Below are 21,278 nucleotides of genomic sequence, written 5' to 3'. Positions count from 1 at the left end.
TCAAAAAGAAGGTATTTCTGTACCTCACCTCAATCGTAATCAATAAACCGGTCTATAAATAGACTTGAACTTGATTCGCGCAATTAATAAACCTATTATCCATCCGGTCAATGATTCTCCTGGAAAATAACGTCCCTGATTAATGAATAAAAAAACGTATGATAATGTAAAGATATTTACGATTGCCCTGGTACTTTGCCTGATTGCGGTACCTGTCTCCCGTTATCTTTCTCCACGCGCAATTGTTAATGGTCACGACGTTTATTTAGCATGGTTGCCACTCAGCGTTATGCTGGCGATCATTCTGATATTTGGGCGCAGAGCAATTCTTCCCATTCTGTTAGGTTTTACTGTCACTAATTTATTCTATATTAATTTAGCGCCGCTACAATATCCAGTTTTACTGTTCTGTCAGACCTTTGCGTTATTCGCGGGATGCGGCCTGCTACGCCTTATGCTGGGCAAGCGCTGGCGCTACAGTATCCCTAACAAACACATCGGGCTTCGTATATTCTGGCTCGGTTTTGTCGTGCCATTAGGTATTAAGCTGTCGATGTATATGGCAGGCTATTTGTTTGATTTTCCGGTGACAATTTCGACCTATTTCGGCGAAGGCACGGTAATTTATAACGTTGTGGATATTCAAAGCCTGATATGCGCGGCGCTGATTTTTACCATGATGTTCTATTACCCGCTAAGAATGATAATTAATCCTCGTTATGCCGTCACCTTCTGGCGGCGAAGCGTGAAGCCCGTGTTTTATCACAAGAATCCATTATATATTTTTGTCTGGTTAGCGCTTTTAAGCTTCATTCTTGTCATTTTATGTGGTCCTTTTGAGTCACCGGTCATTGCGGGCTATTTGATGCCGCTGATATTTATTCTTTTTACCTTAGCGATAAGCCGCCTGACCTATGCGTTGATTTCTCTGCTGTGGGCCACCTCAGCGCTCCTGCTGCTGACATACAACTATAATTTCCTTAACGGGGTGGAATCGGGACATTCGCTCTCCTTTATCCTCTCCGTGCTGATCTCTTTCGCCATCTGCTTGCTTTACATGTCGCGAATTTACCAGCGCAGCGAGTGGCTGAAGCGGGGCTGGCAGGACAGGGCGCTGACCGATCCTCTTACCGGTCTGCCTAATATTCGTGCGCTGGAGGATTACCTTGAAATTCATCCGGATGCCAAAGTGTGCATTTTGCGCATGGATAATCTGGAGTTTTTGAGCCGCCACTACGGGATTATCATGCGGGTCCACTGCAAACGAACGATCGCCACGTCGCTTCAGCCGCTCCTGCAAAAAGATGAGCTGCTCTTCCAGCTGCCCGGAAGCGAGCTGGTGCTGGTCTTGCTCGGGCCGGAAATTGCTGAACGTCTCCAGCATATGGTCGATCGGCTCAACAGCAATAAGATTTTCTGGAACAACACCGGGCTGGATATTGAGTTTGGCGCGTCATGGGGAATGGTCGAAGACGGCGAGAAACTGCATCACACGCTGGGGCAGCTAAGCTGGCTGGCAGAACAGGCCTGCGGAGAGCAAAACGTACTCGCGCTAACGAATAGTCTTGAGGTGGCATCAGGGCAAACGACAGAGCGTGTCCTGATGCTGGCTCGGATTAAGCATGCCCTGGAGGCGGGGCAGTTCAATTTGTATGCGCAGCCGATCCAGAAGGCGGACGGGAGCGGGTACTATGAAATCCTGACGCGAATGGAGAGCGAGGGGGAGATTATTACCCCTGACCGCTTTATTCCGCTGATTGCGCAGTTCAACCTCAGCCACCGGTTTGATATGTGCGTCATGGAAAAATTACTGGTATGGCTGCGAGATAACCCTGCAACGCACGCTGGCGCCCGTTTTTCCGTCAACCTGATGCCGCTGACGCTGATGCAAAAAGAGGTGGCGACCGAGATTTGCGCGCTGTTTGAACGGTACGGCGTGGCACCGCAGGCCGTCGTGATCGAGATTACTGAAGAGCAGGCTTTCTCAAATTCAGGCACGAGTATCAATAATATTCAGCAATTGCGGGAGTATGGTTTCCGGATCGCCATCGATGATTTTGGTACTGGCTACGCTAACTATGAACGTCTCAGACGCCTGCAGGCGGACATCATTAAAATCGACGGCTGCTTTGTGAAAGACATTTGTACAGACGACATGGATGCAATGATTGTGCAGTCGATGTGTAATCTGGCAAAGACAAAATCGCTCTGCGTCGTCGCGGAATATGTGGAAACTCCGGCGCAGCGGGAGATGCTGCTCCGCTTCGGTGTGGATTACCTGCAGGGCTACCTGATAGGCAAACCCAAACCGCTGGAAGAATTACGGACATAAAAAAACCGGGAGCCTGGCTCCCGGTTTTTGTTTCACGGTAAACGTTACAGGACCAGTGCCGCAATGGACGCTGACAGGACGCTCACCAGCGTAGAGCCGTAAACCAGTTTCAGGCCGAAGCGAGATACCACGTTACCCTGTTCTTCGTTCAGACCTTTAATCGCACCCGCGATAATCCCGATGGACGAGAAGTTCGCGAAGGAGACCAGGAACACGGAGAGAATGCCTTCCGCACGCGGAGAAAGCGTACTGGCAATTTTCTGCAGATCCATCATTGCAACGAATTCGTTAGAAACCAGCTTGGTTGCCATGATACTGCCCACCTGCAGCGCTTCGTGAGCCGGAACACCCATCACCCATGCAACCGGATAGAAGATGTAGCCCAGAATCCCCTGGAAGGAGATACCCAGCACCGCAGCGAACAGGGCGTTCAGCGCAGAAATCAGCGCAATGAAGCCGATCAGCATGGCGGCAACGATAATCGCGACTTTGAAACCGGCCAGAATGTACTCACCCAGCATTTCGAAGAAGCTCTGGCCTTCGTGCAGGTTTGACATCTGAATGTTCTCTTCGCTTGCGTCAACGCGGTACGGGTTGATCAGCGACAGAACGATAAAGGTGCTGAACATGTTCAGAACCAGCGCAGCAACCACGTATTTTGGTTCCAGCATGGTCATATACGCGCCCACTATAGACATGGAAACGGTAGACATTGCGGTTGCCGCCATGGTGTACATGCGGTTGCGGGACATCTTGCCGAGAATATCTTTATACGCGATGAAGTTCTCAGACTGACCGAGGATCAGGGAACTGACGGCGTTGAAGGATTCCAGCTTGCCCATACCGTTCACTTTGGATAACAGGAAACCAATTCCACGAATCACGAACGGCAGAACGCGGATGTGCTGCAGAATACCGATCAGCGCGGAGATGAAGACGATAGGGCAGAGAACCTTCAGGAAGAAGAACGCCAGACCTTCGTCGTTCATTTTACCGAAGACAAAGTTGGTCCCTTCGTTGGCGAATCCGAGCAGTTTTTCAAACATTTCGGAGAAGCCTTTCACGAAGCCGAGGCCTACGTTGGAGTTCAGGAAGAACCACGCAAGTAAAACTTCAATGACCAGCAGTTGAACAACATAACGGATACGAATTTTTTTGCGGTCTGTGCTGACCAGCAATGCAAGTGCAGTAACGACAACAAGTGCCAGGACAAAATGAAGGACGCGGTCCATATTTGCTCCAAATATGAGGCAGGTTTAATTTTCGTGCACATTCTATGTAACAAGCGAAAAGAAAACGAGATCGAGGACACACTATAGTTACATCCTGTGACGAGTCTCAAAAATAGTGATCCACAATACATTTTTGTTATGTTAGGTAAATGAGTGAAAAGTTAAGTTTGTGTGCTAGTCTTCACAAAAGCATGCGCGATTTCAGTTTCGGTTAGATCGCCCCACTTACACGCCCGTCTATCGTTCAAAGCTATCAGAGAAATCACTGCAAACTTTATAAATGATCTTGATAATCATTCTCATTTTGATAGCATTAAACATAGCAAAGGCTATATTTCAGAGGCAGAAATGACAAACAGTCGCGTAGAGGGTAGCAGTGGCAGAGCCGCGCGCAAGTTGCGGTTCGCATTAATGGGACCTGCATTCATCGCTGCCATTGGCTATATCGATCCAGGAAACTTTGCGACCAATATTCAGGCCGGGGCCAGCTTCGGCTATAAGCTGCTGTGGGTGGTCGTCTGGGCTAACCTGATGGCGATGCTGATTCAGATGCTCTCCGCAAAGCTGGGGATTGCGACGGGTAAAAACCTGGCGGAGCAAATTCGCGACCATTACCCGCGCCCCGCCGTCTGGCTCTACTGGGTTCAGGCTGAAATCATCGCCATGGCCACTGACCTCGCTGAGTTTATCGGTGCAGCGATCGGCTTTAAGCTGATTCTGGGCGTGTCGCTGTTGCAAGGGGCGGTGCTGACCGGGATTGCCACTTTCCTCATCCTGATGCTGCAGCGTCGGGGTCAAAAGCCGCTGGAGAAGGTGATTGGTGGTCTGCTGCTTTTTGTGGCGGCGGCCTACATTGTCGAGCTGATTTTCTCACAGCCGAATCTGGCACAGCTCGGTAAAGGGATGGCGATCCCAAGCCTGCCAACGTCGGAAGCGGTGTTCCTGGCCGCCGGGGTGCTGGGGGCGACCATCATGCCGCACGTGATTTATTTGCACTCCTCGCTGACGCAGCATCTCCACGGTGGGACGCGTAAAGAGCGTTACTCCGCCACCAAGTGGGACGTCGCGATCGCTATGACCATCGCAGGGTTTGTAAACCTGGCGATGATGGCGACTGCAGCCGCGGCTTTCCACTTTAACGGTCATACCGGTATTGCCGATCTCGACCAGGCGTATCTCACGCTGGAGCCGTTGCTGAGCCATGCTGCCGCCACGATATTTGGTCTCAGCCTGGTAGCTGCCGGCCTCTCTTCTACGGTGGTGGGCACGCTGGCAGGCCAGGTTGTGATGCAGGGGTTTGTCCGCTTCCACATTCCGCTGTGGGTTCGTCGCTCCGTCACCATGCTGCCGTCATTTGTGGTGATTCTGATGGGTCTCGACCCAACGCGAATTCTGGTCATGAGCCAGGTTCTGCTGAGTTTTGGTATCGCGCTGGCGCTGGTGCCGCTGCTGATCTTTACCAGCAACAAAACTCTGATGGGCGAGCTGGTTAACTCAACGCTGGTAAAACGAACCGGGTGGGCCATCGTGGTAGTGGTCGTTGCGCTGAACCTGTGGTTGTTGGCGGGAACCGCACTGGGTCTTTAACAAAAAAGGAGCCTCCATGGCTCCTTTTTTATTAGTGGTGATGGCCGTGACCATGACCTTTCCCGCGACCCCAGCCGCCGCGACGGTCGTCACGATCGTTCCAGCCTTCACGGTAGCCGCGCTCATACGCGTTGTCTTTATACCAGCCGCGGTGTCTGCCGTTATCATGTTTCCACCAGCGATCGCCGCGCCATTCATAATGACGGTGCCAGTAGTCACGGTCGCGCCAGTAGCCGCCGTCCCAGTATCTGCCGTAGTCGTCACGATCGCCAATTTGTAATTTTACTGATGGCAACAGGGTGATTTCGCCCGCAGTGGCGATCAGCGGCGCCGAAGCCAGTAATACCGCTGCAAGAATCAGTGACCTGAACATACTCTTTCTCCTTCACGATCGGGGCCTTTGGTGGGCCTGTTAACGCAATTTTACGAGTTGGTAAAGCTTCGTATCATCGCCTCAACTCCGAATTCCTGGGGGAGAGCACTTTTTGCTAAAAACGGTTTTATATTGAACTGCTCAGGATCGCGTCTATACGGGCCAACTCATCCACAGAGAAATGGCGGTTTGCCAGCATCCCCACGGCGTCATCAATTTGAGCCGCTTTACTCGCCCCAATCAGCACTGAGGTCACACTCTCATGACGTAATACCCAGGCCAGCGCCATCTGGGACAGCTTCTGGCCGCGCTCTTCCGCCATGGCGTTCAGCTTTCTAATCTTCTCCAGCTTCTCTTCGGTGAGCTGGTCGGGGTTAAGGAACTGACTGCCGCTTGCCGCGCGTGAGTCTGCGGGAATGCCGTTCAAATAACGGTTGGTCAGTTGCCCACCGGCCAGCGGCGAGAAGGGAATACAGCCGACTCCTTTTTCCTGCAGCACGTCCAGCAATTCTTCTGCCGGCGCACGCTCAAACAGGGAATATTTCGGCTGGTGGATCAGGCAGGGCGTACCGAGATCGTCAAGGATATCAATCGCCTTGCGGGCCAGTTCAGCGGGGTAGTTGGATAATCCAACATACAGAGCCTTCCCCTGACGCACCGCATGGTCAAGCGCTTTCATGGTTTCCAGCAGCGGCGTCTGCGGGTCAGGACGGTGATGATAGAAGATATCCACATACTCCAGCCCCATCCTCTTCAGGCTTTGATCGAGGCTTGCCAGCAGGTATTTGCGTGACCCCCAGTCGCCGTAAGGACCCTCCCACATGGTATAGCCCGCTTTGGTTGAGATGATTAGCTCGTCGCGCCAGGGCTGGAAGTCCTCCTGTAAAATACGGCCGAAATTACGTTCGGCCGATCCCGGTGGCGGGCCATAGTTGTTGGCAAGGTCGAAATGCGTAATGCCCAGATCGAACGCACGCTGTAAAAGTTGACGGCTGTTTTCGATAAGCGTGGCGTCACCGAAGTTATGCCACAGCCCGAGCGAGATGGCGGGCAACCTGAGCCCGCTTTGCCCACAGCGGCGATACTCCATTGTCCCGTAACGATTTTTGTCCGGCTGATAACCCATTTTCGAAACCTCTGGCGCTGAAGTGAAAAATCAGTGTATGCGTTTACATTTTTAGGAAAAAAGCAGCATAGCGCAGCCTTTTTTGTAAAGCATTCTTTCCATGCCCTTCTTATCGCCAATTCTGGACAGCCATCACGCTTATTTAATACTCAAGGTGAGGTCAACATTAGAAGGATACCTGTTCATGCGTACCCCATACTGCGTCGCCGATTACCTGCTGGACCGTCTTACAGATTGTGGAGCCGATCATCTGTTTGGCGTGCCGGGCGACTATAACCTGCAGTTTCTCGACCACGTGATAGACAGCCCCGATATCTGCTGGGTGGGCTGTGCCAACGAGTTAAACGCCTCATATGCCGCGGACGGATATGCCCGATGTAAGGGCTTCGCCGCGCTGCTGACGACATTTGGCGTAGGAGAATTAAGCGCCATGAACGGCATTGCGGGCAGCTACGCCGAGCACGTTCCGGTCTTGCATATTGTGGGAGCGCCGGGGATGGCATCACAGCAAAGAGGTGAGCTGCTGCACCACACGCTGGGCGACGGTGAGTTTCGTCATTTTTATCATATGAGCGAGCCGATTACTGCTGCACAGGCGATCCTGACCGAACAAAACGCCTGCTATGAAATCGACCGGGTGTTAACCACTATGCTCCGGGAGCGTCGCCCCGGCTATTTGATGCTGCCTGCCGACGTGGCAAAAAAGGCCGCCACGCCTCCTGTAAGCGCTCTCACGCTCCGCCATGCGCATGCCGATAGCGCCTGCCTGAAAGCGTTCCGGGAGGCCGCTGAGAACAAGCTTGCCAGAAGCAAGCGTACTGCGCTGCTGGCCGATTTCCTTGCCCTGCGCCACGGCCTGAAGCATGCGCTACAGAAATGGGTCAAAGACGTACCGATGGCACACGCCACCATGCTGATGGGCAAGGGTATATTCGACGAACGTCACGCTGGTTTTTACGGCACCTACAGCGGTTCGGCGAGCGCCGGCGCGGTAAAAGAGGCGATTGAAGGGGCGGATACCGTGCTGTGCATCGGGACGCGATTTACCGATACCCTTACCGCCGGCTTCACGCATCAGCTCACCCCGGCACAAACGATAGAAGTTCAGCCTCATGCTTCACGCGTTGGTGATATCTGGTTTACCGGCATCCCCATGCTTCAGGCAATCGAAACGCTGGTGGAGTTGTGTAAACAGCACGTGCACGGTACGCCCGTACCGTCCTCTCAAAACTTGATGGCCTACCCGCAGCCGGATGGCTCGCTGACGCAGGCGAATTTCTGGCAAACGCTGCAGACGTTTATTCGTCCGGGAGACATCATTCTTGCGGATCAGGGCACCTCGGCCTTCGGCGCGATCGACCTTCGTCTGCCGGCGGACGTGAATTTTATCGTCCAGCCGCTGTGGGGATCGATTGGCTATACGCTGGCGGCGGCATTTGGCGCACAGACGGCCTGCCCGAACCGGCGCGTGATTGTTCTGACGGGGGATGGCGCGGCGCAGCTCACCATCCAGGAGCTCGGCTCGATGCTGCGGGATAAACAACACCCCATCATTCTGGTTCTTAACAACGAAGGGTACACGGTGGAAAGAGCGATCCATGGGCCTGAGCAGCGGTATAACGACATTGCGCTATGGAACTGGACGCAAATCCCGCAGGCTCTGAGCCTTGATCCTCAGGCCCAGTGCTGGCGGGTCAGTGAAGCGGAGCAGCTGGCGGACGTCCTTGAAAAAGTAGCGCACCACGAGCGGCTCTCGCTGATTGAGGTGATGCTGCCGAAAGCGGATATCCCGCCGCTGCTGGGGGCGATTACCAAAGCGCTGGAGGCGCGCAATAGCGCCTGATTATTTGTCGTTTCGCCAGGCCATCATCATCGGTTTGCCCGCCAGCAGGAGCCAGGCGGGCAACATCACGATACAAAGCAGAGGGAAAAGCGTCGAATCCGGTACGACTACCGCCGCCATAAACAGGCTTAGCCAGGCGTCGCGCGTGACCACCAGAACCAGCCCCAGAATAGAACAAGAGACGGTAATCGCCGCAGGGACCGCATCGACATGCTCGTGCAGCATCAGCCCCAGCGCGACGCCGACAAAGACCGCCGGGAAGATGCGTCCACCGCGGAAACCACAGGCGGCGGCCACCACCAGCGCTGCCAGCTTGATCACGGCAAACAGCAGATAGTCGGAGACGCTAAATACCTGGCTGAAGGCCAGCTGCTGCATCTCGTCCAGACCTTTGAACAACGTCACCGGCCCACCGATTGCCCCTAAGATACCGAGGATCAAACCGCCGGCTCCCAGAATCAACACCGGGTGTTTGAGTCTGTGCATTAGCCGGTGCAGACGTGGAAGACACCATACCGCCACCATGCCCAGCGCAATGGCGATGGCGACGACGATGGCGCCGCTGAAAATATCAGCGATTTGCATCTGGCCGTAGTGGGGCAGGGAGAGTGAAAAATGGGGATGGAAAAACAGGCTGGTGGTCAACGCCCCGGCTGCGGCGGCCATCAGCGGCGCAAACAGCTTATCCCACAGCGGGACGTCGTTATTGCTACTGAGCGTCTGCGAAAAGATCAGTGCTGCCGCAACGGGCGTGCCGAAAAGCGCCCCGATGGTGCCTGCGGAGGCGAGAATGGTCCAGTCCAGCGCGCCGACACGAGGCAAAATGCGTGAACCGAGAAAAACCGCCAGGCCAATATTCACGGCCATAATCGGGTGCTCAGGACCCAGACTGACGCCGCCGGCAAGGCCCAGAATCAACGCAATGATTAGCCCTGGCAACGCCGAGGGCGCAACCGGGGCACCAATCAACGGTTCCTGTGCCGGATCGGGGCCGGCATGGCCGGGACTGAAACGGATCACCAGACCCACCGCTATACCGGTTAACGTCAGCATTCCAACGATCCAGGCAGGAGAATCAGCGGGGACGCCCAGTCCTGCAGGAAGCGCGTTCCATAATAGTGTTTGCAGCACCGACGCGACTTTCATCACGACAATGAGCACCAGACTTGAAACCACGCCAATGATGAGCGCCGGAATGGCCAGCAATAGCATGGTTCTGGCTCGCGGGTGGAGCATGATGATTTCCTTGTACAAAACGGTATTACGTTACTTTGCACATTAAGCCTTATGGCAATAGTGCAAAAGGTGCTGAAACGGTAAAGTTATTCTGTGACGAAGATCGATAATCCATGGGCATTCACCTTCCGGTCGTTGTTGTTATCACGCCTTGAATTTACAGTGTCCCAAAGATTTATTTTGACTTTAGCGGAGCAGTTGAAGAATGACAAAGTATGCGTTGGTAGGTGATGTGGGCGGCACGAACGCGCGCCTCGCATTATGCGATGTAAGTAGCGGTGAAATTTCCCGGGCGAAAACCTATTCCGGGCTGGATTATCCAAGCCTTGAGGCCGTTGTCCGCGTCTATCTGGAAGAACATCAGGTGAGTGTTGAAGATGGCTGCATCGCAATTGCCTGCCCGATAACCGGCGACTGGGTCGCCATGACCAACCATACCTGGGCATTCTCCATCGCCGAAATGAGAAAAAACCTCGGCTTTGCGCATCTTGAAATCATCAATGACTTCACCGCGGTGTCCATGGCGATCCCGATGCTGAAGCCTGAGCATCTGATCCAGTTTGGCGGCGCTGAACCGGTCGAGGGTAAGCCGATTGCGGTCTACGGGGCCGGTACCGGCCTGGGCGTTTCACATCTGGTGCATGTCGCTCAGCGCTGGGTGAGCCTGCCGGGTGAAGGTGGTCACGTGGACTTTGCGCCTAACAGCGAAGAAGAGGGCATTATCCTCGAAGAATTGCGCGCTGAGATCGGCCACGTCTCCGCCGAGCGCGTCCTTTCAGGTCCGGGACTGGTGAACCTGTACCGGGCGATTGTGAAATCAGACGGTCGTCTGCCGGAAAATCTGCAGCCAAAAGACGTTACCGAACGCGCGCTGGCGGACAGCTGCATTGACTGCCGTCGTGCCCTGTCGCTGTTCTGCGTGATTATGGGACGCTTCGGCGGCAACCTGGCGCTGACGCTGGGCACCTTCGGGGGCGTTTATATTGCGGGCGGCATTGTGCCGCGCTTCCTGGAGTTCTTCAAAGCCTCCGGCTTCCGCGGCGGGTTCGAGGATAAAGGGCGCTTCAGAAGCTACGTGCAGGACATTCCGGTTTATCTGATCGTGCATGATAACCCAGGCCTGCTGGGGTCGGGTGCCCACCTGCGTCAGGTTCTCGGTCAGATTCTCTGATGCTTGGCCCTCTCCCGCGGGAGAGGGCTTTTTCGTTACAGGTGCATGAGCTGGCGGAACTCTTTCACCTTGCTGCGGCTCACCGGCACCTGAAAATCCAGATCCTTCAGACGCAATATATAGGTATTGTTAAACCACGGTTCGATCTCGCGGATCTTGTTTAAATTCACGCAGAACGAGCGGTGGCAGCGGAAAAAGTGCGACGCAGGCAGCTTGCTGCAAAACTCGGTGATGTTCATCGCCATCACGTAAGATTCCCGCCGCGTATAGACAAAGGTCATCTTTTCATGGGCTTCGGCATAGTAGATATCATTGACCGGCGTCACGATGATGCGCTCATCTTTGACCAGATTAATGGTGTCGTTGTCCCTTACCGTTGGGCTGGCGTTAGCAGGGGCTGTCTGCTGCTGCCATGCGGCCTCCAGCTTTTGCAGCATGCTGACAATCCGCGATTCCTGGTAAGGCTTAAGGATATAGTCAAACGCCTCCAGCTCGAAGGCCTCTACGGCGTGCTCTTTCCAGGCGGTAACGAAAACAATAAACGGCTTATGGGCAAACTGATTGATGTTTTGCGCCAGCAATACGCCATCCAGCGACGGAATATTGATATCCAGAAAAATGGCGTCGACCCGGTTATGCTGCAAAAACTTCAACACGTCCAGGCCGTCATCAAACGTACCCACAATGTCCATCTGGCTGTGGGTGTTGATAAGCCAGGTTAGCTCCTGTTGAGCCAGAATTTCATCTTCGACAATAATAACTTTCATGGGTTACTCCACCTGGGGCAACAGTGATGTTGTCGAATGGACCGGAGAGCGCTCATTCGGGACGTAAAAAGCAATTTCGGTGCCCGGTTCAAGACGCTGAATGTGCAGTCCATCGCCGTAAAGCAGCTTGACCCGGTGGTGCACGTTCAGCAGGCCGATTTTATTTCCGGGCATCTCGTTAGACTCGACGCGCTCAATGACTTTAGGATCAATTCCGTGGCCGGTATCGCGCACGGCAATCCTCACCCGGTTTCCGCTTTCGGTGATGCTGATAGTGACCACCCCTTTGCCTTTACAGGGTTGAATGCCGTGAACAATCGCGTTTTCGACCAGCGGCTGGATAAGCAGGCTCGGGATCACGCAGTTGACCTCTTCATCAATATCGTAAATGACCGTGAGCTTGTCGCCAAAGCGCGCCTGCTCAATCGCGATGTAGTCTTTTATCTGATACAGCTCTTTTTTGATGTCGATCTGCTCGTCATCTTTCAGCTCGATGTTGTAGCGCAGATAGCGCGACAGATTAAAAATCAGCTGGCGCGCGGTGTCCGGATTAAGACGAATGGACGAGGAGATCGCGTTCAGCGCGTTAAACAGAAAATGGGGATTGATTTTGCTCTGCAGCGCGCGAAGCTCTGCCTTATTTGCCATCTCACGCAGCTGTTCTGCCCGGGAAACCTCCAGCTGAGTCGAGATAATCTGCGACAGGCCGATGGCCATCTCCTGCAGCGTGGAGGTGATCTGATGCGCGTGGCAGTAATAAATTTTCAGCGTGCCCGTCACGACGCCTTTCTCCCACAGCGGGATCACCAGCATGGAGTGGATTTCCGGCGTTCGGTGGGCTTCATCATTGTTTTTAATAATGATTTTACCGTAGTTAATCGCCTGTCTGGTGGTCGGGCTAATGGTGTCATCGTTGTCGCGATAGTTGTGTTCCCCCACGCCGACGTAGGCCAGCACGTGGTCAATATTGGTGATGGCGACAGCGTCAGCATGAATGTCGTGGCGAATGATCTCGCAGACCTGACGCAATGATTCCGCGTTAACGTGACGGAAGAGCGGCAGCGTTTTGTTGGCGATATCCAGCGCCAGCTTGGCCTGACGTGCGGCGCTTGCTTCTTTTTCGCCTTCAACGCTTTGCACCAGCAGCACAATAAAGCCGATGCACACGCTGCCCAGAATCATCGGAATACCGATTTTCGAGACGATATCCAGCCCCAGCGCGGTGGTGGGGGCCCAGATAACGACCAGGATCATGGTCAGCGTTTCGCACACCATGCCCGCCACGATCCCGGCGCGCCAGCGCTGTTTTTTCGGGATTTTGCGGCTGATCCAGCCGGATAGCACCCCGGCGATAATGCTGGTGATAAAGCAGGGCACCGCCGTCACCCCGCCGATATCAATCAGATAGCGATGGGTTCCGGCAATCACGCCGGTGATGACGCCCACCCAGGGGCCAAACAAAATTCCGCCGGACATCACGGCGATAATGCGCACGTTAACCAGCGAACCCTCTACCGGCACGCCTGACCAGGTGCTGAACAGGGCGAACAGGGAAAAGATAGCGGTAACGGCCAGCAGCTCTTTTGGCGAGTGTGCGGATTTGTGCAACAGCTCGCGAAACAGGCGAATGCGAATGAGGAAGAACAGGCAAATCAGCATTAATGCCGCACGGTCAAAAACCGCCAGCAGCATAGTGAATATTTCGTGCACGAGTAGACCTGGGAAAACGGGAAAGAACCATGATAAAAAACCTGGCGCGTATTGACCAGCTATCCGTCAGGTTTATCAAATGAGGAAAAACCATAATTTCTAAAGGGGATTGTCTGTCGGTAACGGACACGTCCTGATTTTTTATAGCCTGCGTATCGTCAGGTAACTGTTTTGATATCATCCTGTTAAATAACGGCTATCAGAAAGCCAACCCTGAAACAGGGGCTTCCGCTTTTCGTCACAGCAGGGTTCCGGTTTTCAGGCGATTGCTTTTTTTTCACTTCCCTCTCGACAGCATGATTTTTTTCAGGTTATTTTCTAAACATGCCACATCGGTGGCAACGTCGCTCGGACGGTCCGGGCGCTAACGTTAATCTGAGGAATCTATGGCTGAATTCAGTCCTGAACGCCGTTTTACGCGTATCGATCGTCTCCCCCCTTATGTTTTCAATATCACAGCTGAACTGAAAATGGCTGCGCGTCGGCGCGGCGAAGATATTATTGATTTCAGCATGGGTAACCCTGACGGCCCAACGCCACCGCATATCGTTGAGAAGCTCTGCACGGTTGCCCAGCGTCCGGATACGCACGGCTACTCAACCTCTCGCGGTATTCCCAGGTTACGTCGCGCGATCTCGCGCTGGTATCAGGATCGCTATCAGGTTGATATCGATCCGGAAAGTGAAGCGATTGTCACCATCGGCTCGAAAGAGGGGCTGGCACACCTGATGCTGGCTACGCTGGATCATGGCGATACGGTGCTGGTGCCTAATCCAAGCTATCCGATCCATATCTACGGCGCGGTGATTGCCGGCGCCCAGGTCCGCTCTGTGCCGCTGGTGGAAGGTGTCGATTTCTTTAACGAACTGGAACGTGCGATTCGTGAAAGTTATCCGAAACCGAAGATGATGATCCTCGGCTTCCCGTCGAACCCAACGGCGCAGTGCGTGGAGCTTGATTTCTTCGAGAAAGTTGTTGCGCTGGCTAAGCGTTATGACGTGCTGGTGGTTCACGATTTAGCCTATGCTGACATCGTCTATGACGGCTGGAAAGCCCCGTCGATTATGCAGGTCCCGGGCGCGCGTGACGTGGCGGTAGAGTTCTTTACCCTGTCGAAAAGCTACAACATGGCGGGCTGGCGTATTGGCTTTATGGTGGGTAACAAAACGCTGGTGAGCGCACTGGCGCGCATTAAGAGTTACCACGATTACGGCACCTTCACGCCGCTGCAGGTCGCGGCTATCGCTGCCCTGGAGGGCGACCAGCAGTGCGTTCACGAGATTGCCGCCCAGTATAAGCGCCGCCGTGACGTGCTGGTAAAAGGCTTGCATGAAGCGGGCTGGATGGTGGAAATGCCGAAGGCGTCTATGTACGTCTGGGCAAAAATTCCGGAACCGTACGCGGCGATGGGATCGCTGGAGTTTGCCAAAAAACTGCTCCCGGATGCAAAAGTGTGTGTCTCGCCTGGCATTGGATTCGGTGATTATGGCGACACCCATGTGCGATTTGCCCTGATTGAAAACAGCGACCGTATTCGTCAGGCGGTGAGGGGCATCAAGAGTATGTTCCGTGCCGATGGTCTTCTCACCTCAAAGAGCGTCGCAGAACATCCCGCATCGTCATGACATAAAAAAACAGGAGCCGATGGCTCCTGTTTTTTTGACTGCATGTTCTTCACTAAATCATCAGGGCAAAGGTTCCGGCCCAGACTAAAACAATCACCGAAATGCCCATAAAGAAATATTTCACGTTTCATCGCTCCGCGTATCTTGTGGTACGCATTTAAAAACAGAGTCCACCTGATTATAGAGAGCTGAAATCCGGTCAAAACGAAAATGAGAATTTTCCCGTTACGCCGCCGACTCCAGCTCAGAATTCTGTGCTTTCCTGTTGCCAGACGGCGCTAATGTACGCCTAAAAATGAAGGGTGACAAGAGGGATTTTTTTAAATAATTTCTGCTACTTACGAGTGTCGTGGAACGGCGACAGTTTGATTTCACAACGCAATAAATTCACTTTGAGCGACGCAATGAGTGACGGGTTTTCAGCGGGAAGACAGGTGATTGAAAAGGTTAGTTTCTTAGCGAAACTAACCTTCATGCAGAGCTTAAATATAGAGCGAGGCTTCGCCAAGAGGGCGTGTTTTGAAACGACGATGCATCCACAGATACTGCTCTGGAGCACGCATGATTTCAGTTTCGATGACTTTATTGATAAACGCTGCGGCTTCGCACTCGTTTTCCGGATAGTTAGCCATTTCAGGGGAGATGTGCAGACGGTAGCCTGATTTATCTGCTTTTCTCACCATCGTCACGGTCAGCATGGAGGCGCCCGATAATCGAGAAATGACAAAGGTACCGTTAGTCGTCGCAACGTCTTTCACCGCAAAGAAGGGGGCAAAGCTGCTGCCTTTACGTCCATAATCCTGATCGGGTGCAAACCAGACGGCCTCTCCTTTCTTGAGAGCGCCGACCATACCGCGCAGGTTATTACGACTGATCATCGCCTTATTGGAACGCATGCGGCCACGCGTTTGCACCCACTCCATCAGAGCGCTGTTGTGCGGTCTGTAAGTTGCCATCATTGGCTGACAAAGCCCCATCACGCGGCCACCCAACTCCAGCGACATAAAGTGAACGCCGACGACCATCACGCCGCGTTTTTGCATCTGCGCGCGTTTCAGATTATCCAGTCCTTCCACGTCAAACCACTTGCGGACACGCTCATCCGGCCAGAACCAGGCCATGCCCGTTTCAAGCAGCGCCATGCCGATAGACTTGAAGTTTTCAGCAATGAGTTTCTCGCGCTCTTCGGCATTGTACTGCGGAAAACAAAGCTCAATATTTTTACGCGCGATGGATTCGCGTCGTTTCAGGAAAACGCGGGAAGCGCTGCCCAGTTTCGACCCCAGCAAGCGCAGGACAGGGTATGGAAGTTGAACCAGCAGCCAGAGTACGCCAAGACCAAACCATGTAAACCAGTAACGCGGGTGTAAAAACGCGCGTTGAAATTTGGATTGAGACAAAATAGTAGAACCTATGTGAAGCCTGTAAAGGTAGCGCAGAGTTTGCGATACGACGTGCCGATAAGACCGTTCTTCAAGGTGATGGTTGCAGGCTTTACCGAACTTTACGGCGTTGCCTGGCCACTGCTGATTTGGGCGGGCGGCGTAATGTAGCACCGTTATACGATATGTGCTATTACTCGTTTTTGATTAAAAAAGCGGCAGTCCGAGAGGTCCTTGATTTTACAGATTTTATCGACTTTCACATGGAAAGCGCCTTTCCTCCTCCAGCGGAACGCAGTAGCGTTAGCGTTCAGAAAGAAAGCGTAACGAAAAAAATGCGTCGTTGATTTTCGCCAAATTAAATATTTACGCGTTTATTTATCCCTTCATATAATACTTAAGAATTTTCTTTATGAAAATTCTTAAGTATTATTCATGCTGTCAATGGAGTGGTCGCCTTCTTTCCTCGATTACGTTCCCCTTTTAATCGTGCCGCAATAAGATATTGCAGTTCTTTAGCGTTTTTTGGCGTGGTGCTGTGATGCAAATCAAAACAAGATGTTTTTATTAACATCTCTCTGGCTGCAATCCCTTCTGCGATACAAATATTCGATTTGTGCTAAAAGAGCAGTTTCTTTTTCTGAGTTAATTAGGCAATTTGCGATAATGTATTAGAGGAAAATTCTTAAGAAAATTCTTGTCGTGGATAAATGATCTGTGCATTTGATTTTGTTTCGATCATTATTCTATTATTGCGCATTAAGAACGATACCGTGAAGTTGGCATAGCTAAACAAAGAGGGATGATTAAATGGCTGACAGTTTTCAGAATGAGGTGCCTAAGGCACGTATTAACCTGAAGCTTGACCTGCATACTGGCGGAGCAAGCAAGAAAATGGAATTACCCTTGAAATTGCTTGTTACAGGTGATTTCAGTAATGGGCAGGAAACTGCACCAATATCAGAACGTGAAAAAGTTAATATCAACAAAAATAATTTTGATAGCGTTCTTTCCGAATATTCCCCAAAAGTTAATCTGGCCGTTAAAAATACGCTGTCTGAAGATGGCGGTGAGGACAACATTCAGCTGACTTTCCAGAGCATGAAAGATTTCACGCCAGAGCAGGTGGCGGCCCAAATTCCACAGCTTAAGGCGATGCTGGCGATGCGCAACTTGCTCCGCGATCTGAAGGCCAACCTGCTGGATAACCAGACTTTCCGAAAAGAGCTGGAGAAAATCGTTCTTGACCAGACGCTTAGTGCTGAGTTGCGAAATGAGTTATCCGCGCTGGCTTCAAAAAAACCTTAATCATCATGCTGTTTTAACGGATTAATCAAGGAATGCTCATGTCTGTACAAAATAATACTGCTGGCGGGGAAAGCGTGGTGCTGGAACGCCCTGCTGTGGGTGGGGTATACGCTTCACTGTTTGAGAAAATCAATCTGAACCCAGTCTCCGAACTGAGCGCGCTGGATATCTGGCAAGATGCGCAGGCGATGTCGGATGCGACCGCTGACGAGCGTCTCACCGCAGGTATGCAGGTCTTTCTGGAATGCCTGACCAAGGCAGGCTCGAAGGTCGAAAAACTGGATAAAAGCCTGATCGATCACCACATCGCTGAGCTCGACTACCAGATAAGCCGCCAGCTGGACGCCGTTATGCACCATGAAGAGTTTCAGTCGGTTGAGAGCCTGTGGCGCGGAGTGAAGTCGCTGATTGATAAAACAGATTTTCGCCAGAACGTAAAAATCGAGCTTCTGAGCATGTCTAAAGAAGAGCTGCGCCAGGACTTTGAAGACAGCCCGGAAGTCATCCAGAGTGGTTTGTATAAACACACCTACATTGATGAATACGATACCCCAGGCGGCGAGCCGATTGCGGCGTTGGTTTCCGCTTATGAGTTCGATGCTTCAGCGCAGGATGTCGCTCTGCTGCGCAACATCTCAAAAGTATCTGCGGCTGCACATATGCCATTTATCGGCTCGGCAGGCCCGAAATTCTTCCTCAAAGAATCAATGGAAGACGTCGCTGCGATTAAAGATATTGGTAACTATTTTGATCGCGCCGAGTATATCAAGTGGAAATCGTTCCGCGATACGGACGACGCTCGCTACATCGGTCTGGTGATGCCGCGCGTACTGGGACGTTTACCGTATGGCCCGGATACCGTTCCGGTTCGCAGTTTCAACTATGTAGAAGAAGTCAAAGGTCCGGATCACGACAAATACCTGTGGACGAATGCGTCGTTTGCCTTCGCTTCCAACATGGTGCGTAGCTTTATTAATAACGGCTGGTGTGTCCAAATCCGTGGCCCGCAGGCCGGCGGTGCGGTTCAGGATCTGCCTATCCATCTTTATGATCTGGGGACAGGCAATCAGGTAAAAATACCGAGCGAAGTGATGATCCCTGAAACGCGTGAATTCGAATTCGCGAATCTGGGCTTTATTCCGTTGTCCTACTACAAAAACCGCGACTACGCCTGCTTCTTCTCAGCAAACTCCACTCAGAAACCGGCGCTGTATGACACCGCTGATGCAACGGCCAACAGCCGTATCAACGCGCGTCTGCCGTACATCTTCCTGCTGTCGCGTATTGCCCACTACCTGAAGCTAATTCAGCGCGAGAACATCGGTACCACCAAGGATCGTCGACTACTGGAGCTGGAACTGAACACCTGGGTCCGCAGTCTGGTGACCGAAATGACCGACCCGGGCGACGAACTCCAGGCGTCTCATCCACTGCGTGATGCAAAAGTGGTGGTGGAAGATATTGAAGATAACCCAGGCTTCTTCCGCGTGAAATTGTATGCGATTCCACACTTCCAGGTGGAAGGGATGGACGTCAACCTGTCGCTGGTTTCCCAGATGCCGAAAGCGAAATCGTAAGGCGAGGGGTGATCAGGGATGAAAATTTACCGCCCACTTTGGGAGGATGGGGCCGCTCTGGCCCCGCAACAGTTCCAGCAGCAGGTCCGCTGGAGTGAGCACGTTGCCAGCATGGTCGCCCGGATGGGTATTTCTCATCCCTGGGGCGTGGTTGCGGCAGAATTTGATGATGCTGCACTTGCGCTCTCGCGTCTGAATGCCATCCGTCTGGTCGTACGTTTCCAGGATGGCACGATTGTTGATACGGATCTGGCGGATAATATTCCGCCGGTCTGTGATTTGTCTGCCGCAAACGGCTTTGAGGCTGTTGAGGTGGTTGCCGCATTGCCGCTGCTGAGCGCCAGTGGTGGCAACCTCGATAACGGGCAGGATAGTGAACGCCCACGTCGCTGGAAAGCCGAACGTGTGGTGGTGCAGGAACTGGCTGGTCATGAAAGCGGGGAACTCGCCATTCTACGTAATGCGCTAACACTGCGTCTGTCCAGCCAGGAAAACACGGCATACTTAACCTGTCCGGTGACCCGTCTGGTGCGTAATGCTCAGGGGCAGTGGGGTCGGGACCCTGCTTTCATTCCCCCCATGCTTTCCGTTTCTGCCAGCCCTTCGCTGACCACCGAACTGGGTGACCTGCTGGTTCGTCTGCAGGCCCGCCGCCGTCGCCTGATGGCCATGCGCCGTGAAAGCAATGAGCGGATGGCTGACTTTGCTGTCGCAGATGTTTCCCTGTTCTGGCTGCTGAATGCTCTGAACAGCGCCGAGCCGGTGTTAACGGAACTTCTGCAGACGCCCGCTCGTCACCCGGAACTCCTGTATCGCGAACTGACCCGTCTTGCCGGCAGTCTGCTGACATTCTCACTGGAGCATGACGCTGGTGACATCCCTGCTTACCAGCACGATGCACCTGAACGGGTATTCCCACCGCTGCTGGCACTGCTGGACAAGCTTCTGGAAGCGAGCCTGCCGTCGCGGGTAGTAAGTATTCACCTGGAGCATCAGGACCAGATTTGGAAGGGTGCACTGCACGATGCACGCCTGCGCGAAGGGGCGGACTTCTACCTCTCAGTACGTTCTTCCATGCCGAACCATGAGCTTCAGATTAAATTCCCGCAGTTGTGTAAAGCGGGCAGCTTCGATGATGTTTCGGATGTGGTGAATGTGGCTCTGAGTGGGATGCTGATTAAGCCTTTGACGCATGTTCCGGCCGCTATCCCGCTGCGCCTTGAGAACCAGTATTTCTCGCTGGATCTGAGCAGTGAGGCGGCTCGCGCAATGCTTGAGATGGGCTGTTGTACCTTCTATACCCCACGCTCGCTGGGTGATGTTGATCTCGAACTCTTTGCGGTGTTGCGTACATGAATAAATCTGAACTCAGTCAGATAGAAAATATCTTCTACCCGGGCTGGCTGATGGCCAGCCAACTGCAGGGTGGTCAGGAAGTGCGTGACGGGGAAGGGCTCTATCGCCGTGCCTGCCGTCTGGTAAGGGAGGCGAAAGCTGCGCTCACAGAGGCAGGTTACAGCGACATCAGCCGTGACCATATGGTGTATGCCCTGTGTGCACTGCTTGATGAGAGCGTGATGAACCGGGGAACCACCGATGACGGCTACCTGACCTGGCGCCGTGACCCGCTGCAGGCTCACTTCTTCGGTACACTCAATGCTGGTGAAGAGCTATGGGAAAGAATCCGTAACCTGCTGAAAGAAACTGCCCCTGATACCGCCGTCCTGACCTGTATGTACCGGACTCTGCAACTGGGGTTCGTGGGAAAGTATCGCGCTCAGGATGATGAGCGTAGGGAAGATATTGTTCGCGCTCTCGCAGAGCGGGTGCCCGCCTTCACATTGGCACAGGATGCCCCCATTGTTGCCCGCGCATCGCGTCTGCGCAGCGGCCGTCGCGGGTACTGGCTGAGCTGGGTTGTGGTCGCTGTCGCCCTGGCTGCGCTCTGGTTTTTCCTTTCATCTTCACTTACCGAGCTGGTAAGCCAGATCGTCAGGCCGGGGTAAGCG

At 53.1% G+C, this 21,278-nt stretch carries 18 protein-coding genes; 10 read left to right on the top strand and 8 right to left on the bottom strand.

The window, feature by feature from the left end; all coding sequences use genetic code 11:
- Nucleotides 1-142 precede the first annotated feature (142 nt).
- Nucleotides 143-2,332, top strand: coding sequence for an EAL domain-containing protein (locus tag ELK40_RS16365; protein ID WP_127731876.1), 2,190 nt, complete (start codon nt 143-145; stop codon nt 2,330-2,332).
- A 44-nt stretch (nt 2,333-2,376) separates the two neighbouring features.
- On the opposite strand, the gene ELK40_RS16360 is transcribed toward ELK40_RS16365, so the two are convergent.
- Nucleotides 2,377-3,564, bottom strand: coding sequence for a NupC/NupG family nucleoside CNT transporter (locus ELK40_RS16360; RefSeq protein ID WP_008501591.1), 1,188 nt, complete (start codon nt 3,562-3,564; stop codon nt 2,377-2,379).
- A gap of 348 nt (nt 3,565-3,912) precedes the next feature.
- Between ELK40_RS16360 and ELK40_RS16355 the strand changes: the two genes are divergently transcribed.
- Nucleotides 3,913-5,151, top strand: a complete 1,239-nt coding sequence (locus tag ELK40_RS16355) for an Nramp family divalent metal transporter (RefSeq protein WP_127731874.1) — start codon at nt 3,913-3,915, stop codon at nt 5,149-5,151.
- 31 nt (nt 5,152-5,182) lie between these two features.
- On the opposite strand, the gene ELK40_RS16350 is transcribed toward ELK40_RS16355, so the two are convergent.
- Nucleotides 5,183-5,524, bottom strand: a complete 342-nt coding sequence (locus ELK40_RS16350; RefSeq protein ID WP_111965213.1) for a DUF2502 domain-containing protein — start codon at nt 5,522-5,524, stop codon at nt 5,183-5,185.
- Between the two features lie 127 nt (nt 5,525-5,651).
- Nucleotides 5,652-6,650: an L-glyceraldehyde 3-phosphate reductase gene (gene mgrA, locus ELK40_RS16345; RefSeq protein WP_127731872.1), complete on the bottom strand. Its 999-nt coding sequence runs from the start codon at nt 6,648-6,650 to the stop codon at nt 5,652-5,654.
- 184 nt (nt 6,651-6,834) lie between these two features.
- Here mgrA and ipdC point away from each other — a divergent pair, with 184 nt between their 5' ends.
- Nucleotides 6,835-8,493, top strand: coding sequence for an indolepyruvate decarboxylase (gene ipdC / locus ELK40_RS16340; RefSeq protein ID WP_127731870.1), 1,659 nt, complete (start codon nt 6,835-6,837; stop codon nt 8,491-8,493).
- Here the strand turns inward: ipdC and ELK40_RS16335 are convergent, their stop codons facing one another.
- Nucleotides 8,494-9,729 carry an ion channel protein gene (locus ELK40_RS16335; protein WP_127731869.1) on the bottom strand — a complete coding sequence of 412 codons (1,236 nt, stop codon included), beginning with the start codon at nt 9,727-9,729 and terminating at the stop codon, nt 8,494-8,496.
- A gap of 205 nt (nt 9,730-9,934) precedes the next feature.
- Between ELK40_RS16335 and glk the strand changes: the two genes are divergently transcribed.
- A complete protein-coding gene (gene glk, locus ELK40_RS16330; protein ID WP_115875942.1) occupies nt 9,935-10,900 on the top strand; it encodes a glucokinase in 966 nt (321 codons plus the stop codon).
- 35 nt (nt 10,901-10,935) lie between these two features.
- On the opposite strand, the gene ELK40_RS16325 is transcribed toward glk, so the two are convergent.
- Together ELK40_RS16325 and ELK40_RS16320 are read right to left on the bottom strand one after the other, a co-directional pair.
- Nucleotides 10,936-11,667, bottom strand: a complete 732-nt coding sequence (locus tag ELK40_RS16325; protein ID WP_111965218.1) for a LytTR family DNA-binding domain-containing protein — start codon at nt 11,665-11,667, stop codon at nt 10,936-10,938.
- Nucleotides 11,668-11,670: 3 nt separating this feature from the next.
- A complete protein-coding gene (locus tag ELK40_RS16320; RefSeq protein ID WP_115875940.1) occupies nt 11,671-13,377 on the bottom strand; it encodes a sensor histidine kinase in 1,707 nt (568 codons plus the stop codon).
- Nucleotides 13,378-13,763: 386 nt separating this feature from the next.
- On the opposite strand from ELK40_RS16320, the gene alaC reads away from it, so the two are divergent.
- Nucleotides 13,764-15,002, top strand: coding sequence for an alanine transaminase (alaC, locus tag ELK40_RS16315; protein WP_127731867.1), 1,239 nt, complete (start codon nt 13,764-13,766; stop codon nt 15,000-15,002).
- Between the two features lie 52 nt (nt 15,003-15,054).
- On the opposite strand, the gene ypdK is transcribed toward alaC, so the two are convergent.
- Both ypdK and lpxP read right to left on the bottom strand, forming a co-directional pair.
- Entirely contained in the window at nt 15,055-15,126 is a 72-nt protein-coding gene (ypdK, locus tag ELK40_RS16310) for a membrane protein YpdK (RefSeq protein WP_099458937.1), read from the bottom strand.
- A 358-nt stretch (nt 15,127-15,484) separates the two neighbouring features.
- Nucleotides 15,485-16,405, bottom strand: coding sequence for a kdo(2)-lipid IV(A) palmitoleoyltransferase (gene lpxP, locus ELK40_RS16305; RefSeq protein WP_024907634.1), 921 nt, complete (start codon nt 16,403-16,405; stop codon nt 15,485-15,487).
- Nucleotides 16,406-16,417: 12 nt separating this feature from the next.
- On the opposite strand from lpxP, the gene ELK40_RS22745 reads away from it, so the two are divergent.
- The 5 genes from ELK40_RS22745 (at nt 16,418) to tssL (ending at nt 21,275) form a co-directional block, all read left to right on the top strand.
- A complete protein-coding gene (locus tag ELK40_RS22745; RefSeq protein WP_159427010.1) occupies nt 16,418-16,555 on the top strand; it encodes a hypothetical protein in 138 nt (45 codons plus the stop codon).
- A 639-nt stretch (nt 16,556-17,194) separates the two neighbouring features.
- Nucleotides 17,195-17,692 (top strand): type VI secretion system contractile sheath small subunit, encoded by a 498-nt coding sequence (gene tssB, locus ELK40_RS16300; RefSeq protein WP_127731865.1) that lies wholly within the window; start codon nt 17,195-17,197, stop codon nt 17,690-17,692.
- A gap of 32 nt (nt 17,693-17,724) precedes the next feature.
- Nucleotides 17,725-19,269, top strand: a complete 1,545-nt coding sequence (gene tssC, locus ELK40_RS16295) for a type VI secretion system contractile sheath large subunit (RefSeq protein ID WP_127731863.1) — start codon at nt 17,725-17,727, stop codon at nt 19,267-19,269.
- Between the two features lie 18 nt (nt 19,270-19,287).
- Complete coding sequence (tssK, locus tag ELK40_RS16290; protein ID WP_127731861.1) at nt 19,288-20,625, top strand: type VI secretion system baseplate subunit TssK; 1,338 nt, start codon at nt 19,288-19,290, stop codon at nt 20,623-20,625.
- Entirely contained in the window at nt 20,622-21,275 is a 654-nt protein-coding gene (tssL, locus tag ELK40_RS16285) for a type VI secretion system protein TssL, short form (RefSeq protein ID WP_115875936.1), read from the top strand. Before tssK ends, tssL begins: the two co-directional genes overlap by 4 nt.
- Nucleotides 21,276-21,278 lie beyond the last annotated feature (3 nt).

This window comes from Enterobacter sp. N18-03635, from assembly GCF_004006055.1.
GTDB classification, from domain to species: domain Bacteria; phylum Pseudomonadota; class Gammaproteobacteria; order Enterobacterales; family Enterobacteriaceae; genus Enterobacter; species Enterobacter vonholyi.
The sequence above is the reverse complement of the archived record's forward strand: the minus strand, read 5'-3'. Positions and strand labels throughout refer to the sequence as shown.